14 protein-coding genes are annotated in these 17914 nt (G+C 38.4%); 8 read left to right on the top strand and 6 right to left on the bottom strand.

Annotation, left to right across the window (positions count from 1 at the left end):
- Positions 1-10 precede the first annotated feature (10 nt).
- Positions 11-3025, top strand: coding sequence for a glycosyltransferase family 117 protein (locus tag GFH32_RS15945; RefSeq protein ID WP_153512536.1), 3015 nt, complete (start codon positions 11-13; stop codon positions 3023-3025).
- A gap of 65 nt (positions 3026-3090) precedes the next feature.
- Here GFH32_RS15945 and GFH32_RS15940 read toward each other — a convergent pair whose 3' ends face one another.
- Positions 3091-4761 (bottom strand): glutamine--tRNA ligase/YqeY domain fusion protein, encoded by a 1671-nt coding sequence (locus GFH32_RS15940; protein WP_153512535.1) that lies wholly within the window; start codon positions 4759-4761, stop codon positions 3091-3093.
- A 93-nt stretch (positions 4762-4854) separates the two neighbouring features.
- Between GFH32_RS15940 and GFH32_RS15935 the strand changes: the two genes are divergently transcribed.
- Positions 4855-6132 (top strand): FAD-dependent oxidoreductase, encoded by a 1278-nt coding sequence (locus GFH32_RS15935; RefSeq protein WP_153512534.1) that lies wholly within the window; start codon positions 4855-4857, stop codon positions 6130-6132.
- Between the two features lie 94 nt (positions 6133-6226).
- Here GFH32_RS15935 and GFH32_RS15930 read toward each other — a convergent pair whose 3' ends face one another.
- The 3 genes from GFH32_RS15930 to GFH32_RS15920 all read right to left on the bottom strand — a co-directional run bounded on the left by GFH32_RS15930 (position 6227) and on the right by GFH32_RS15920 (position 9011).
- The gene (locus GFH32_RS15930) at positions 6227-6874 is read right to left on the bottom strand and encodes a carbonic anhydrase (RefSeq protein ID WP_153512533.1); all 648 of its coding nucleotides are present in this window, start codon (positions 6872-6874) and stop codon (positions 6227-6229) included.
- Between the two features lie 70 nt (positions 6875-6944).
- Positions 6945-8534 (bottom strand): SulP family inorganic anion transporter, encoded by a 1590-nt coding sequence (locus GFH32_RS15925; protein ID WP_153512532.1) that lies wholly within the window; start codon positions 8532-8534, stop codon positions 6945-6947.
- 114 nt (positions 8535-8648) lie between these two features.
- Positions 8649-9011 (bottom strand): hypothetical protein, encoded by a 363-nt coding sequence (locus GFH32_RS15920; RefSeq protein WP_153512531.1) that lies wholly within the window; start codon positions 9009-9011, stop codon positions 8649-8651.
- A 183-nt stretch (positions 9012-9194) separates the two neighbouring features.
- Between GFH32_RS15920 and GFH32_RS15915 the strand changes: the two genes are divergently transcribed.
- From GFH32_RS15915 to GFH32_RS15905, 3 genes are all read left to right on the top strand, one after another.
- Positions 9195-10745: a helicase HerA-like domain-containing protein gene (locus GFH32_RS15915; protein WP_153512530.1), complete on the top strand. Its 1551-nt coding sequence runs from the start codon at positions 9195-9197 to the stop codon at positions 10743-10745.
- A 55-nt stretch (positions 10746-10800) separates the two neighbouring features.
- Positions 10801-11715, top strand: a complete 915-nt coding sequence (locus GFH32_RS15910) for a nucleotidyltransferase family protein (protein WP_153512529.1) — start codon at positions 10801-10803, stop codon at positions 11713-11715.
- Positions 11716-11811: 96 nt separating this feature from the next.
- Complete coding sequence (locus tag GFH32_RS15905; RefSeq protein WP_153512528.1) at positions 11812-12507, top strand: TIGR02117 family protein; 696 nt, start codon at positions 11812-11814, stop codon at positions 12505-12507.
- Positions 12508-12707: 200 nt separating this feature from the next.
- Here GFH32_RS15905 and dnaK read toward each other — a convergent pair whose 3' ends face one another.
- Entirely contained in the window at positions 12708-14633 is a 1926-nt protein-coding gene (gene dnaK, locus GFH32_RS15900; protein WP_153512527.1) for a molecular chaperone DnaK, read from the bottom strand.
- Positions 14634-14903: 270 nt separating this feature from the next.
- Between dnaK and GFH32_RS15895 the strand changes: the two genes are divergently transcribed.
- Both GFH32_RS15895 and GFH32_RS15890 read left to right on the top strand, forming a co-directional pair.
- On the top strand, positions 14904-15461 hold the full coding sequence (locus GFH32_RS15895; RefSeq protein ID WP_153512526.1) for a thioredoxin family protein: 558 nt from the start codon (positions 14904-14906) through the stop codon (positions 15459-15461).
- Between the two features lie 323 nt (positions 15462-15784).
- Positions 15785-16144, top strand: a complete 360-nt coding sequence (locus tag GFH32_RS15890; RefSeq protein ID WP_153512525.1) for an MmcQ/YjbR family DNA-binding protein — start codon at positions 15785-15787, stop codon at positions 16142-16144.
- 90 nt (positions 16145-16234) lie between these two features.
- Here the strand turns inward: GFH32_RS15890 and GFH32_RS15885 are convergent, their stop codons facing one another.
- Positions 16235-17197 (bottom strand): isopenicillin N synthase family dioxygenase, encoded by a 963-nt coding sequence (locus GFH32_RS15885; RefSeq protein WP_153512524.1) that lies wholly within the window; start codon positions 17195-17197, stop codon positions 16235-16237.
- 267 nt (positions 17198-17464) lie between these two features.
- Between GFH32_RS15885 and GFH32_RS15880 the strand changes: the two genes are divergently transcribed.
- Entirely contained in the window at positions 17465-17911 is a 447-nt protein-coding gene (locus GFH32_RS15880; RefSeq protein ID WP_153512523.1) for a MarR family winged helix-turn-helix transcriptional regulator, read from the top strand.
- The last annotated feature ends 3 nt before the right edge of the window (positions 17912-17914 follow it).

Raw genomic sequence — 17914 nt, 5'->3', positions numbered from 1 at the left:
TGTACTAGCTATGAATTATAATAAATTAAACAATCTACTTGGTTGGAGCTGTGGAATACTTGCGACTTTGATCTATATCATGTCTGTCGAAAGGTCAAGCAGCTGGTGGGATAACGGAGAATTTATCGCTTCTGCGTACAAATTAGAAGTTGTTCACCAACCTGGTGCTCCTCTATTTTTAATGCTTCAAAATGTGTTCTCGAACTTGGCAATGGGCGATGTTTCGAAAATTGCCTATTGGATGAATATAGGATCAGCAATTTGTAGCGGATTAACAATCGTATTCCTGTTCTGGACAATTACAGCTATTGCAAAGAAGTTAGTATTAAATAAATCAGAATGGACTTCGTCGAAACTGTATCAAGTGTTTGGAGCTGGTATTGTGGGGGCATTAGCATATAGCTTTACAGATTCATTTTGGTATTCAGCAATTGAATCGGAAGTTTATTCAATGTCATCCTTGTGTACAGCGGTGGTTTTCTGGTTGGCGCTTAAATGGGACGCAAGGGCTGATCAAGCAGATAGCAATAAGTGGTTAATATTAATTGCTTATGTTATGGGCCTGTCTATTGGTGTACATTTATTAAATCTATTGACTATTCCTGTAATTGCTTTAATGATATACTTCCGAAAAGCAACAGTGATTAACTGGAAGGGCATATCCAAATCATTAGCGATTGGTGTATCCGCTCTAGCCTTTGTATTATGGGGAGTTATTCAGTATAGTGTGCGGTTTGCTGCAAATTTTGACTTATTCTTCGTTAATACGCTAGGTATGCCTTTCGGCACCGGTGTGACAGTCTTTATTGTACTAATCGTCGCGGGCCTTGTTTATGGACTTTATTATTCGGTTCGTCATTCGAAAGTGCTTCTTAATTTAAGTTTACTGAGCTTGAGTTTTATTCTTCTTGGCTTTGGTTCTTATAGTTTGTTGCTCATTCGTTCTCAGACCAATATTACATTAAATAACTACGACCCCGACAACGCTTTCAATTTGCTAAGCTACCTTAGTCGCGAACAATATCAATCAGAACCCCTTTTTAAAGGACAGACATTTGATGCCAAACGAATTGATGTCAAAGAAGGTAGTACCTATAGAAAAGACAAAGATCGCTATCGGGAAATCAGTAGCAATGTTCGTTATGTATACGATAAAGAAATGCTATTCCCTAGAATTTATTCCGATAAGCATACCGATTTCTACCGCCAGTATTTGAATATTCCAGAAGGGCAATCGCCAACAATGGCCGATAATCTGAAGTTTTTCTTCAATTATCAATTTAATCATATGTACACGCGTTATTTCTTATGGAATTTTGTAGGAAGACAAAATGATACACCTAGTCAAGGACAAGTCTATGCAGGAAACTGGCTATCTGGAATTACCTTTATCGATAATATTCGACTTGCAGGACAAGACCACTTGTCAGAGCGTATGTTGAAAGATCCTAGTCGCAATACCTATTTCTTTTTGCCGCTTTTACTAGGGATTATAGGAATATTTTGGCAGTTGAAGAAAAGTAAGCGAGACACGGCAATTCTAGGTATGCTATTTTTTGTAACAGGCTTAGCCATTGTAATCTATTTAAATCAGACTCCTCTTCAGCCGAGAGAAAGAGACTATGCTTATGTTGGTTCTTTTTACGTATTTGCTATATGGATTGGTTTGGGAGTGATCGGGATGGTAGACATCCTACAAAAGTTTGTGAAACTACCGGCAAGAACGCTAGCATTATCAACTAGTGTTGTTTGTTTACTCGCGGTGCCCACTTTGCTGTTAAAGCAGAATTGGGATGATCATAACCGAGACGAACGTTTAATGACTCGGGACTTTGCACTTAACATGTTGAACTCTTGTGCACCAAATGCCATTCTATTTACCTATGCGGATAACGATACTTTTCCCCTATGGTATTTGCAAGAAACGGAGGGTGTTAGGCCCGATGTACGAATATTGAATTATGGATACTTGCAATCAGATTGGTATGTTGAGCAAGCGCTAACCGATATGAATGAGTCGAAAGCATTACCATTAGGCTTTAGCTATGACAAAGTGAAGCGCGGAATTCGCGATGGCATTCAAGTTTATGATATGGGTGTCGAGGGATATACTGATGTGAAAACGGTGTTGGATATCATGCTTTCTGATAACCAGCAAAATATGATGCAATTACAAAGTGGAGAGTATGTCAATGTGATGCCGACTAAGAAACTGCAACTTAAAATTAATAAAGATCAAGTATTGAAGAACAATGTAGTTCCAGATGCTTGGAAAGATTCAATTCCTGAATACATGCAATGGGACTATAATCAGAGTTATGTATCTCGTGCAGAATTGAGTTTGATGGGTTTATTAGAGCATAATAACTGGGAGCGACCGATTTATTTCGTGAAGCAGGCTCCAAATGATATTTTCATGGGCATGGATAAGTACTTAGCTTCAGAGGGTTTAGTTTATCGTCTAATGCCAGTGGAGGTCGGGCAAAAGACTGACCATCCAAGTTTGTTGAATACAGATGCGATTTACAGCAATGCGGTTGAAAAGTTTAAATGGAAAGATATCAAATCCCTTGATCATTTCGATACAGATTCGAATTTTATCTACGAGTCCTATATTCAGCCAAATTTATATGCGCAGGGTCTTGAAAATTTAGTTCAACAGAAAAAGCTCTCTGAGGCAAAAAAACTAGCTTTGGTAGCTTATAGTCATCAACCTAAAGAGCCGAAATCGATGCGTCAGACTTATTTAAATACTATACTTACGGATACGCTAGTAAGGGTCAAAGAGCTTGATAAAGCGAAGGAAATGGCAGCAAAGAATATAAATGCAATTGATGAACAGCTAAATTATCAATTGGGAATCATGAAAGCGGCAGCGCCTTACGATTTATATAGTATCCAATTGGGTTTAGGCGCTTTAGAGAAATATCAAGCAATTTTGAAAGATATTGGCGATGCAGCTTTAATTGCTGAGGGGAATCGCGTTTGGAGCAAATATGAGCAGGCTTGGTTGCAAGGAAGCTAGTATTGATTAAATAGTAAAAAAAATAGGGGCTACGATATAGCCCCTATTTTTTTGTTCGTTATATTTTATTTTTTAGCTTCTTTAGCCCAAGAATCTTTCAAAGTAACGGTTCTATTGAAGACTAGTTTTTCAGCGCTAGACGCACGATTATCTGGCGTAAAATAACCCAATCGAATGAACTGATAGCCTTTTCCAATTTCTGCATTTGCTAAGTCAGGTTCGATATAAGCTTTTTCAATAATGTGCAAGCTGTCTTTATTGATTGAAGATTTGAAATCTTCAGCGGCAGCAGGGTTTTCATCATGGAATAGACGGTCGTACAGTCTTACCTCAGTTTCTTTTGCATGTGCAACAGAAACCCAGTGGATTGTACCTTTAACTTTCATACCAGAAGTATCTTCTCCAGATTTAGAATTCGGAGCATATTCGCAATAAACTTCTGTTACATTGCCATGTTCATCTTTTTTGAAGTCTGTACATGTAACAATATAACCGTGTTTTAAACGTACAGATAAGCCTGGTCCAAGACGGAAGAATTTCTTAGGCGCATCTTCCATAAAGTCATCGCGCTCAATCCATAACTCCTTAGAAAATGGAATCATACGAGATCCTTCTCCGCCCTCTACCTCAGGATTGTTTTCACCGTGAAGTTCTTCAACTTGACCTTCTGGATAATTTGTGATAATCAACTTGATAGGGTCAAGAACAGCCATTCTTCGCCATGCAGTCTTATTTAAATCTTCGCGAATACAGAACTCTAAAAGACTTACATCAATCATGTTCTCACGCTTTTGAATACCAATGCGTTCACAAAAATTACGAATACTTGCTGGGGTATATCCGCGTCTTCTTAGTCCAGAAATCGTAGGCATCCGAGGATCGTCCCAACCTTCAACGAATTGCTCGTTGACTAATTGCAGTAATTTACGCTTACTCATCACTGTATAATTCAGGTTTAAGCGTGCAAATTCATACTGTTTTGAAGGGAATATCTCTAATCTGTCGATTAACCAGTCATATAATGGACGGTGTGGAATAAATTCCAATGTACATACCGAATGTGTAATCTTTTCAATTGAATCAGATTGTCCATGAGCAAAATCATACATCGGATAAATACACCATTTATCGCCTGTTCTGTGGTGATTTGCATGTTTTATGCGGTAGATAATGGGATCACGCATGTGCATATTAGGACTTGCAAGATCTATCTTAGCGCGAAGAACTTTGGCGCCATCTGGGTATTTTCCGGCACGCATATCTTCAAACAGTTGAAGGTTTTCTTCAACACTGTTGCTACGGGCAGGCGTAGGTTTTCCTGGTTCTGTCGGTGTTCCTTTGGCAGCTGCAATTTCTTCGGCAGTGCTATCATCAACATAGGCGAGATCTTTCTTGATCAACTCGACTGCATAAGCATAGAGTGTATCGAAATAATCAGATGTATACAATTCTTCAGCCCACTGGAATCCCAACCATTGAATATCTTTCTTAATACTATCCACATACTCTACATCCTCGGTTACCGGGTTGGTATCATCGAAACGTAAGTTTGTTTTTCCGTTGTACTTTTGCGCTAAAGCAAAGTTTAAACAGATGGATTTTGCATGTCCGATATGAAGATAGCCGTTTGGCTCGGGAGGGAAACGTGTCAGTACACGCCCATCATTCTTCCCATTTCGAAGATCCTCTTCGATAATCTCTTCAATAAAATTCAATGATTTTTCTTCTTCTACCATGTAGCAAAGTTAGCTATTTCATCGATATATTGGATGAGAAGCTGCCGAATACTTAATGCTTTTTACTTATTTTCGAAATATTAAAACTTACATATGAGATTTACACTTTTTCTTCTGATTTGCTTATCCCTTCCAAGCCTTGTTTCTGCTCAAAAAAGGGTGAAGCCCAAATTGCTTATTTATGCAGATGGATTCGTCGGTTGGGCGGCAGCGGTACAAGCTAGTAAGTCTAACGTGGAGACAATATTAGTTATCGATAATCTTGATTTCTTAAAGACATCTGAAGGAGAAAAAGTGGTGATTGATCAGAAATTTAAACTTAATGGTGGTATCTGGATGGAGTTGCTGATGGATATGGCGTTAAGTAAAACAAGGGATCAAACACTTGCAGAAACGGTGATGAGCGATATAAATCCTAGATTAGCGGCAAACAGTATCGATCGATTTAAAGCCAAAATGCAAGGAGTAACTTTGATTGTAAGTGAAAAGGTAATCCAATTCGATAGAAATAGGAAAAGCTGGCAGATAACCCTCTCCAATAAAGAAAAGTATACTGTTCCAGTGATAATTGATGCAACTCAAAAAAGCGAATTATATAGTAAACTTACAATCCCAGATAGTTTGGCAGCTAGGGAAAGTGAATTCACCCCGATTAACGCGATTACAATACCTCTGAGCCGGACGACTGTTGCTGTCGAGGAATTGGATCATCAGGTTAAATTGCTGGGTATACAAGCTATTCTAAATGCTCAATACGAGAATATGTTTAGTATAGGGCCTAACCTGCACTTGACTGACTCGCCGAATGATATTCCAATGCGTATTTCTTTAGGACAAGCACTTGGCGCTGTCGCTGGCTACTGTGCATTCTTCGAAACAAAGGCTGATAAAGTTGATGTTCGTAAAATACAATCCGAATTGCTAACCTTCAATGCTCGGCTAAATCCTTACGTGGATATTCGTGTCGATGATCCACATTTCGCTTCCATTCAGAAGTTTTACCTAACTGGTTTTTTTCTCGGAGAAATTAAAGATGGTGGGATGTATCTACAAAAGGATGCGATCGTGAAATTTGATGACGTGAAGCCCGTGTTGAATGATCTTTATTCGCGTAGTCAGCTATGGTTTTTAGATAACTATCGAAATGAAGGTATGCGTTGGAAGGATTTAGTCAGTTTGATCAAGTTTATTTCGTTGAAAGGCGACGAGGTCGAACAGCAGCTGATCAAAGAGTGGACGACTAAACGTAAGTTTGAAGGGGCTTATGATCCAGAAGCGTTCGTCACTCGTGGACAATTGGCGGTTGTTTGCGATTTGTATTCGACTTCTTTTGCCAAAGCTATTAATGTAGAGGGGCAATTTGGAAAGTAAAATTTTAAAGCGTAGATATTATAACGTATAGATACGGTAAAAGCCTGCTGGTTAGAGCAGGCTTTTGCCGTTGAATTTTAAAAATTATTATCGCCTATTTGTAAGCAAACACATTTCCTAGGGAATCCGAACCAGTGAAAGTGCAACCTTGATCGATTAACTCACCAGTACCAATATTGATTACCATTCCATGTACCGCTAGATCATCACGTTGTTTCCAAGCATTTTGAATAATTGATGTACTACAAAGGTTGAAAACTTGTTCTTTTACGTTCAATTCTACAAGGCGATCAGCTTTCTTTTCTTGATCAGCGATGGCGTCTATTTCTTCAGCGTGAAGACGGTATACATCTTTAATATGACATAACCAGTTGTCGATAATTCCGTATTGTGTACAACTTAATGAAGCTGCAACACCACCACAACCATAGTGACCTGCTACAATCACGTGTTTTACTTTTAATACATTGACCGCGTAGTCAAGAACCGAAAGCATACTCATGTCAGAATGCACACACATGTTTGCAATGTTACGATGTACGAATACTTCACCTGGTTTCTTTCCTGTCAACTCATTTGCGGGAACACGGCTATCAGCACAACCAATCCATAAAACTTCAGGACTTTGTCCTTTTGCCAATTGTTGGAATCTGCCAGTTTCGTCATTCTTAACGAACTCAACCCACTCTTTGTTTCCGTCTTTAATCTCGTTGAACCCAGTTTCTAATACTTTATTTTCCATGTTTTTTTGTCAATATGATTTTATGGCAACCCGAAAGGATTGCACAAGTTTCAGCATTTCTTTGAATTAATTAAACTACTTTTTGAAGTTTTTGTTTTTTTAAGCGAAAATTACCATTCAACGGCTTTTGCTTATAGGTCACATCGTTTAGTTCAATCGATAAACCCTTACTTAATGCATTTTGTTCGAAATCCTTAATTACGTCAATAACATCCTTGTCAATGAATTTACTCTTATGACCATCGATGACAACAGACTTTACACCTTTTGGTAAGTTATATAGCTTTTGTTGGATAGGCGCTTTGTTTAGGAATGTAACTTCCTCTGCTAGCGTTAGCACGGCCATATCAGCTTCTTCTTTTTGAACAATATTAAATTGATAAGCATTGGTCATATTCGCCTTCAAGATATAGAAGGTCGCCACTACAATACCAATTCCAACACCAGTTAATAAGTCAGTAAATACGACTGCTGCAACTGTAATGAAGAATGGAATGAATTGATCTAACCCTTTTTTATAAATCTGCTTGAACAACGCTGGTTTTGCTAATTTAAAACCTGTGTGTAATAAGATAGCAGCAAGACCTGCCAAAGGAATCAAATTTATTACTGTTGGAATAGCCAATAGTGCAACTAACAACCAAATACCATGTAATATAGCCGATTGTCTCGTTCTACCACCTGAGTTTGCATTAGCCGATGATCGTACAATTACCGAAGTCAACGGTAAGCCTCCTAATAAACCACTTGACATATTACCGATACCTTGAGCTATTAATTCTCTATTGGTTGGAGAGTTACGCTTGAAAGGATCAATTTTGTCAACCGCTTCGATACTTAAAAGGGTTTCCAAACTTGCAATAATAGCAATTGTAAATGCTACTACCCATACATCTTTACTCACGATTTGTGTGAAATCAGGGAATATGAACAAGCCTTTGAATTCAGCAAATGAAGATACCACAGGAATGGATACAAAGTGATCTGGGTTCAAAGCAAAACTTGTCCCTTGGAAAGCAAATCCTAATGCAACACCTAAAATAACAACGATTAGTGGTGCAGGAATTTTGCTAAGCTTCTTGAACGAAGGCCAGAAAATTAAGACCGCAAGTGACAACAAACAGATAATTGTTGCTCCCCAGTTGATACTCGAGAAGATGGTATTTGTAAACGCTGCAATTCCTCCGCCGTCTTCGACTTCAAAAGCATGTGTTTCAGTCATCCCAAAAGCCAAAGGAATTTGCTTTAAGATGATGGTGATACCAATTGCCGCTAGCATACCTAGAATAACCGATGAAGGGAAGTAGTTTCCAATCATACCAGCTTTCAATACACCTAGTACTAGTTGAATAACACCGGCTAACACTACAGCTAATAAGAAAGTCTCATAAGCGCCTAATTGTTGTATTGCACCTAATACAATAACGGTTAATCCCGCCGCTGGACCACTCACGCTCAGCGCGGATCCTGAAATCGATGCAACGACAATTCCACCAATCACTCCAGTTAACACACCAGCAAATAATGGTGCACCAGAAGCCATGGCAATTCCTAAACATAGTGGCAATGCCACTAAAAATACTACAATACTTGCAGGTAAGTCATATTTTAAGTCTCTTTTCGATAGTTTGAGAAAAGCAGACACACGTGTTCCTAACATAATTAAATAAGCTTTTAAAATTCAACATTAAACGATGTAATAGATCGCCAATACTGCCATTAAGACCTAGCAAAACGGGGTCAGAAAGGCGATTTTAAGAAAATGAATGTTGAATTACGCGTTAGGAGGCGGAGTTGGTACGCGTGGATGGAAGGCACAGATTGTCCTTTCATTTCTAAGATAATGTTTTGTACGTCCAGAATTTTCTACCGTAGGGTTGAAGCTAAGGAAATCAATAGCGTCAGGTTTGAAAATTTTGATACTATGCTCATGCAAGTCTTCATTGTTACTGTTATTGCCTTTAGCCGTATTCTCAATTTCTAATTGCATCACGACTTGCAATACAGTTCCTTTGTCTAGCACATCAACGAAGATTGGCGTCATGCTAATCAGCATCTTCGTGAAGAAGATAAAGAAGCATAACTTCGCCGCTAAAATGCGTTGTGCCTTCGAAAAAAAATGTGCCCTTGCAATCATAAACTCCACAAAAATAAAATTAAATTTTAAAAAACCACTTTTTTTGGAATTAAATTGTGAAATGATGACAAAACTATGTATTTAATCCTGATTGGCTAACAATTTGTTAATATTAGAATTCTACTTAAGTTTATAATTAGAATACTATCTTTATTTATTGCGATCTTTTTTGATAAAATATCTATGATAACACAACAGTTTATCGATAAAATTAGCAGTTCGTATAGCCCTAAAGGAGCATTTATACAACTCGGGTCTGGTATATTAAATGGTGAAGTAGTTACTGATGCCAAAGTGAATTTGGCGTTGAAGATGATGAATCGACATGGTTTGATTGCCGGTGCAACAGGTACGGGAAAGACGCGAACGCTGCAATTGATGGCAGAACAGCTGTCAGATGCCGGTGTTCCAGTATTGATGTTAGATGTAAAGGGTGATCTTTCTGGTCTTGCCGAACCTGGGAAAACCAATGATGCATTAATCGAGCGTGGTAACGCGGTTGGTATCCCGTTCGTACCAGCAAGTTTTCCAATTGAATTGTTTTCCTTAAGTGGTAAGCTAGGTGCACCAATGCGTGTGACTGTGGAGGACTTTGGTCCGGTTTTACTGTCTAGAATACTGGACTTAAATGATACACAGTCTGGCGTACTAAGTGCCATTTTTAAATATGCTGATGACAGCCAGCTTCCTATCGTTGATTTTCCGGATCTTAAGAAATTGCTAAGCTATTTGTCTGAAGGCCCGGGGGCGGATGAAATCAAAGCAGATTATGGAAAAATTAGCGCCGCATCGGCGAGTACCATCCTTCGCAAGATCGTAGCTATAGAGCAACAAGGCTTGGAACATATATTTGGTGAAAAGGAATTCGATATTAATGATTTATTTGGAAAAGTAGATGGGAAAGGCGTCATTACGCTCTTGAATATCTCTGACATACAAGATCAGCCACTGTTGTTTTCTACGTTCCTACTTAGTTTACTGGCGCAATTATTCAAACAACTTCCCGAAGTTGGAGATCTCGACAAACCTAAATTGGTGTTCTTCTTTGATGAAGCACATTTGCTATTCAACGGCGCTTCTAAAGCATTTCTAACGCAAATTGAACAGATTGTCCGTTTAATTCGTTCAAAGGGGATAGGCGTCTTCTTTTGTACGCAGGCGGCGACGGATATTCCAGAAAGTGTGTTAGGACAGTTAGGAAATCGAATTCAACATGCGTTGCGCGCATTTACGCCGAACGATGCCGAGAATCTTCGCAAAACAGTGAAAACATATCCTACCTCCGAGTTTTATGAGATTGACAAGGTGTTAACGTCACTTGGAACAGGACAAGCATTAGTAACTGTCTTAAACGATAAAGGTATTCCGACAGAAGTTGTTGCTACGCATCTCGTTCCTGCTAGAGCGGTCATGGGTCCCTGTGCACCGCAAGTTTATACGGACTTGGTGAACGGTTCTGACTATGCCGCAAAATACCAAGAGCGTGTTGAAAGACGTACGGCATCAGAAATAATTGAAGAACGAATGGGGCAGTTTCAACAACAAGAAGCTGCGGAAGAGGCTCGAAAAGAAGAGGAGAAGGCTAGTAAATCAAAATCTTCGTCAGGTTCGCGTAGACAAACCCCGCTAGAAGCAGCCCAAAATCAGGCCTCGCGAACGTTAGCAAGAGAGGGCGCAAAATTGTTAGGGAAAATTGCTACAGGAATCCTTAATTCGATTTTCAAAAAGAAATAGATAAAATACTATATTTGCAACGCTATTAAAATACTAAACATAAAACAAGTTAATTATGGGAAAACCTACTTTGGTAGTTCTGGCAGCAGGAATGGCTAGCCGCTATGGTTCATTAAAACAAGTTGATGGCTTCGGACCACACGGCGAAACGATTATCGATTATTCCATTTATGATGCTATTAGAGCTGGTTTTGGAAAAGTAGTATTTATTATTCGCGAAGAATTTGAGCAAGTAATGCGCGAAAAATTTGACGCTAAACTAAGTGGTAAAATCGAAGTCGATTATGCCTTCCAAGATTTTAATCTTAAGAAATTCGGTGTAGATCGCGTGATTGAGCGTACCAAACCTTGGGGAACCGCCCACGCAGTGATGAGCGCAAAGGATAAGGTTAGCGGACCTTTCTGTGTAATCAATGCAGATGATTTCTATGGTTACGATGCATTTCAAAAAATGGCAAACTTCCTGACAAATGATGTTAACGATACGCATATGTCGCTAATGGGGTTTGAATTAGGTAATACGATGTCTGATTATGGATATGTATCTAGAGGAGTTTGCGAAGTAAACGCTGAAGGTCACATGGAATCAGTTACAGAGCGAGTAAACATTTTTTATAAAACTGATGATGCAGGAAATAAGAAAATCGTTTATGAAGAAAACGGAGTAGAGTCTGAGTTAGCTGCTGATACACGTGTTTCGATGAATTTCTGGGGCTTCACACCGAAAGTATTTGATATTGCTTTAGGGTTGTTTCCAAAGTTTGTAGAAGATAATGCTGAAAATCCGAAATCGGAGTTCTTCATTCCTACGATTCCAGATTACATGGTTAAAGAAGGAATAGCAGATTACCGCGTGATACCAACTTCCTCAAAATGGTTCGGCGTAACATATGTTGAGGATAAACCAATTGTACAAGAGAGCATTTCAAAGTTAGTTGCTGATGGAGTCTATCCTGAAAAACTATTCTAAGAAAAGTTATTACATAGCTATTTAATGGCAGGTTTTTAACCTGCCATTATTTTTTTACATCTCTTTTCCCAATATTAGCATAATATTCATCGCACTATGAAAAAAATTATGCTAGCCATTGTTTATACGATTCTTGGCCTTATTGGATTTGCAGCACTTTATTTCGCTGCCGACGCCCTGTTTTCTCGTATACCTTCCCCCAGATCGCAAAGCGTTTCATTACCAAAAAATATCGAAGTATATGTCTTATCGAATGGTGTACACACTGATATTGTATTGCCGATAAAAAATGAATTCAAAGACTGGAACACGATCTTTCCGATAGCCAATACACGAGGCAAAAATCAAATTCAACAATATGTTTCTATCGGGTGGGGCGATAAGGGATTTTATCTCCATACGCCAGAATGGAAAGATTTGACTTTAAAGACGGCATTAGTAGCTGGTTTAGGGATTGGAGAAACAGCTCTACATGTTACCTACTATAATGTAATGATTGAAAATGATCATTGTTATAAAGTCATGATTGATAGTGCCCAATTTAAGGCATTAAGTGACTATATTATTAATTCAATCGATAAAGATGAACTAGGCAAATCAATTTTAATTGATACGAAGGCTCAATACGGTCAGGATGATGCATTTTATGAAGCAAAGGGAGCTTACAACCTATTCTTCTCTTGCAATACTTGGGCGAATAAAGGTCTTAAAAAAGCAAATATGCCAAGTGGTCTATGGACGGTATTCGATAAAGGTATATTAAGACATTATCGTAAAGATGAACAGAAGTAGATTTTTCGCTTGATCAAGCTGAGCCTGCTGAGTGGTGGTTGATTAGTTGTTAGGTGGACATATATGCGGCTTATCAGCAAATCCAGTATGCATATTGCCATTAGAAGTATGCGTGTAAAACACTATCAGAACATTGGCGTTATATAATACAAAAAGGTCCGATTCAACTGAATCGGACCTTTTCGTATTGTACTATTTTTTTATTTTACTTCTTCGAAGTCTACATCTTGCACATCGTCTGCACCGCCTTGTTTTCCACCATTATTGGCTTGTTGTCCTGCGTTATCTTGACCTTGTGCTTGCTCTTGTCCTGCGCCTTGTTGTGATGCAGCATACATTTCTTCAGATGCAGCATTCCAAGCGTTTTGTAACTCAGTTGATGCTGTTTCGATTTCCTCAAAGTTTTTAGCAGCATGAGCAGTTTTTAATTTCTCTAAACCTGCTTCAATTGGCGCTTTCTTATCTGCTGAAATCTTTTCACCGTATTCTTTCAGTTGTTTCTCCGTAGAAAAAACTAATGCATCTGCAGCATTTAACTTATCAACTTCTTCTTTTACTTTTTTGTCTGCTTCAGCGTTTGCTTCTGCTTCTTGTTTCATGCGTTTTACTTCTTCGTCAGATAGACCTGATGAAGCTTCAATACGGATATTTTGTTCTTTTCCAGTTGCTTTATCAATTGCCGATACTTTAATGATACCGTTCGCATCGATGTCGAATACTACTTCGATTTGAGGGATACCACGTGGAGCAGCAGGAATATCTGTCAATTGGAAACGTCCTAATGTACGGTTTTGTCCAGCCATTGGGCGTTCACCTTGCAATACGTGAATCTCTACAGAAGGTTGGTTGTCTGACGCTGTCGAGAAAGTCTCAGACTTACGTGTAGGGATCGTTGTGTTTGATTCAATTAATTTAGTCATAACACCACCCATAGTTTCGATACCTAAAGAAAGTGGAGTAACGTCTAATAATAATACATCTTTCACTTCTCCTGTTAAGACACCTCCTTGGATTGCAGCACCTAATGCAACAACCTCATCTGGGTTAACTCCTTTTGAAGGCTCTTTTCCGAAGAACTTCTTAACCGCATCTTGAATAGCAGGGATACGAGTAGAACCACCTACTAAGATTACTTCATCAATATCCGAAGTACTGAAACCTGCGTTCTTTAATGCTGTACGACAAGGCTCGATTGTACGTTCAATTAGAGGCGCTACTAAGCTTTCAAATTTTGCACGTGATAAATTGCGTACTAAGTGTTTTGGACCTGTCGCATCAGCAGTGATGTATGGTAAGTTGATCTCTGTTGACGTTGTGCTTGATAACTCAATTTTCGCTTTCTCAGCTGCTTCTTTCAAACGTTGCAATGCCATCGCATCTTTCTTCAATTCGAAGCCATTGTTTTCATCAGCAAATTCCGCCGCTAACCAGTTGATGATTGCGTTGTCAAAGTCATCACCACCTAAGTGAGTATCACCGTCAGTAGATTTAACTTCAAATACACCGTCACCTAATTCTAATACTGAAACGTCATGTGTACCACCACCACAGTCGAACACCGCAATTTTCATGTCTTTGTTTGCTTTGTCAAGACCATATGCAAGCGCTGCTGCGGTAGGTTCGTTAATGATACGTTCTACTTTTAAACCAGCGATTTCACCAGCTTCTTTTGTTGCTTGACGTTGCGCATCGTTAAAATATGCCGGAACTGTAATTACTGCACGTGATACTTCTTGTCCTAAGTAATCTTCTGCTGTTTTCTTCATTTTTTGAAGAATCATAGCAGAAATCTCTTGTGGAGTATATTTACGGTCGTCAATTTCTACACGAGGTGTATTGTTGTCGCCCTTTACCACTTTGTATGGTACATGTGAAATTTCATTTTTTGCCTCGTCGTATGAGGTACCCATAAAACGTTTAATGGAATATACCGTTTTGTGAGGATTAGTGATAGCTTGACGCTTTGCAGGGTCACCAACCTTACGTTCGCCACCATCTACAAATGCCACAATCGAAGGCGTAGTACGTTTCCCTTCATTGTTTGCAATAACTACCGGTTCGTTACCTTCCATTACAGCAACACATGAGTTGGTAGTTCCTAAGTCGATTCCTATAATTTTTGACATATCTTATATATATTTTCTTTTTTACGTTGTTAATTTCTCTATACTCATCAACGCTTATGCCAAAGGATTGTTTTAACATTTTCTGCCTAGAAAACGTGCATTCCGACAGTTAATTGTCATGGTTCTGTGACAATATGTCATTTTTGAAGGGCTCAATACCCAAAAAAGCAGTCATCTTTGCCTCATATTATTTGTATAAAACCATGACCTTCGTCAGCTTTTTTCTGAATTATATTATTATTCTGTATTTTTGATGAAAATTAGTCCAAAATGAATTTTGATGAATACCAGAGGTACTTCGAGGATATTTTAGAAAATACTGAAAAATACGAAGTCTACCATAATGATGCTGAATATCTAAATTACACCAAGTTAAACTGGTCGAGAATGAATAGATGGTTGAAGAAATTTGAGCCATCGGAAGAGATGAAAGCTTGTATTCAGCGCATCAAAGATGAACAACATTGGATTTTGATCACTGAACCTTGGTGTGGTGATGCTGCCCATTCGGTAGCGCAAATCTATAATATAGTAAAAGACAATCCGTTTATTGACTTAGATATTCAATTGCGCGATACAGAACCTTTTCTGATCGATGAGTATTTAACAAACGGCGGCAAATCAATTCCTAAATTGATTATTCGAAATGACGTTGGACATGATAAAATTGTTTGGGGACCTAGACCATTGGCTTTGCAGACAATTTTTGACGAGATGAAAGCAGATGGAAAGCCCTTCCCAGAAATTAAAGAGGCTATTCAACGCTGGTACAATGACGATAAAGGCGAAGAAATTCAGAAAGAGTTACAAGCAGCCTTGGCTGAATAAAGGTTCGGCAGCGGGCAGTAACTATTTAGTTTAAATATTTTAGAAGAGATCTTGTTTACAAGATCTCTTTTTTTGTAAGGTCTAGTATATTATTTTTACTCGGGCCTAGTTCGCTCACATCCCTTTCACATCCCTTTCACTTCCGAATAAGCTCCGAATCAGTCCCCTTCCAGAACCAACAGGTGTTGGGACTGAAAAGCGTTTGGTCTGTTTTTGATTTTGATTCGAATTGTCTCTGATTAAAAAAAAATAAAAACCAATTGTTGGAGACACTCGTTTAATAATTTACTTTTAACCTATATTAATCAGAAAGTTTTGGCTGTATGAATATTGAAGAATTGAGAGATTACTGTATTTCCAAAAATGCAGCGACCGAAGAAACACCTTTTGGGCCGGATACGCTAGTCTTTAAGGTGATGGGCAAAGTGTTTCTGCTGGTGGGTTTAGATCAATTTGAAGAGTTAAGCTTCAATGTTAAATGTGATCCTGAATACGCTGTTGAGCTTCGCGAGAAATATGAAAATACTGTAAAGCCGGGTTATCATATGAATAAGAAGCATTGGAATACTGTGCATGCGAATCGGCAATTAAATGATAAGCAACTTATAGAACTTATTGATCATAGCTACGAATTGATTGTAAAAGCGCTTCCCAAATCGGTTAGACTTCAGATTGAAGAGTAGTTCTAAATAATCTTCATGTTGCTATTGAAGGATAATAAAAAAGGACAATCTTTCTCAGATTGTCCTTTTTTATTATGTAGGGAGCTTAATTTACATTTTTAAGCCAATTTCTCTTAAACGTTCGTCTAAATATTGTCCTGCGGTGTAATCTTCATACGCTTTAGGATGTTCTGCATCTATGCAAGATTCTAAACTTGCTAAACTCATGCTCGCTTTCGGATGTAAAAAGAAAGGAACTGAAAAGCGAGAAGTACCCATATGCTCTCTTGGTGGATTTACAACTCGGTGGGTTGTTGATTTAAGTTTATTATTTGTTAAGCGCTGCAACATATCACCAACATTTACAACGATATCTTTTCCTTTCGCTCTAATTGGGAACCATTCATTGTCTTTTGTCAATACCTCTAAACCGTCGGCGCTTGCTCCGATTAACAAGGTAATTAAGTTGATGTCCTCATGCGCACCTGCACGTACCGCTTCTGGCGATATAGCGTCTGGGTTTTCAATAGGGAAATAGTGAATTGCGCGTAAAATAGAATTACCATTCACTACATATTTTTCGAAATAATCTTCTGGAAGCTCTAAATAATTCGCGATTGCTTTTAATAGATTACGGCCTGCATCTTCCAATTTCTTGTAGATTTCTGCAGTTGTTATATTGAAGGATGGAAGTTCCGTCACCTCAGGATTGTCGGGGAAATCTGTTTTTGAGTATTCCTCGCCAACGATCGTTTGACCACGTTGCCAAAATTCTTTTAAATCGGGCGTTGTAGAATCCTTCGCTTTCTCTCTGCCTTTTGCAGTATATCCACGTTGTCCCGCTAATTCAGGAAACTCATATTGGCGTTTAATATTTTCTGCTAGGCCAAAAAACGTTTTTACATTGTCATAAAGACTGTCGATTAGTTCGTCAGAAAGACCATGGTTTGCAATGGTTACAAAGCCAGTTTCATTAAAGGCCTTACCTAAATCTTGCACAAACTGAGCACGTTGCTCTGGAGTACCCGCGGTATAATGCGTTAAATCTAATCTTGGGATATTTACTAATGCCATGTTAATTTAATTTGTGTACAAAGTTAATGTAATAAAAAGTGGAAAATGCGCCTCGCTGTTTATAACCCATTTTAAATATTATATAATTAACTGAAAATCAGATTGTAAAAGTTTTCCACATTTTTAAAACTTACATGGTGATTACCATGTTTAATATAAATTAATTCAACTGTGTCAAAGATTTATTAAAAAATCACAAAAGAGTTTGTTTTTTAAAATCAATCTGTTAAATTTGTTATGCTTGCATAATAAATAAGCTTTCCAAGTATGAGCCAAGATAATACCATAGATTATTTTTTAAAGACAGCCTGGCAGACGGTTGCGAATAAATATAATGTCATTGCTTCACAGCATGGCTTTACGCAAGCTGCTGGATACATTTTAATTAATATTCATCGTGAGGGTACTCCGGTTTCTCAAATTGCCAATTCAACAGGGGTGAAGACAACCTCACTTTCTCGTGTGTTGAACAATTTAGAGAGCCTAGGGTTCATCTATCGAGAAACCAGCGAAACCGATAAGCGTTCTGTCAAAGTGTTCTTAACCGAATTGGGCAGGGAGAAGCGTGGCGTTGCCAAAGATGTTGTTCGCGAGTTTAATGAATTTCTGAACAATTCATTTTCAGACAGAGAGCGTACGAGCCTAATCAAAGCTTTGGCTAAGATTAATGAATTAGCAATAAACTATGCGCCAGAAAGTAAAGTAGCGCAATAAGTC

This window comes from Sphingobacteruim zhuxiongii (genome assembly GCF_009557615.1).
Classification (GTDB): Bacteria; Bacteroidota; Bacteroidia; order Sphingobacteriales; family Sphingobacteriaceae; genus Sphingobacterium; species Sphingobacterium zhuxiongii.
Note: the sequence above shows the minus strand (reverse complement) of the source record. Positions and strands in the feature narration are given on the sequence as shown.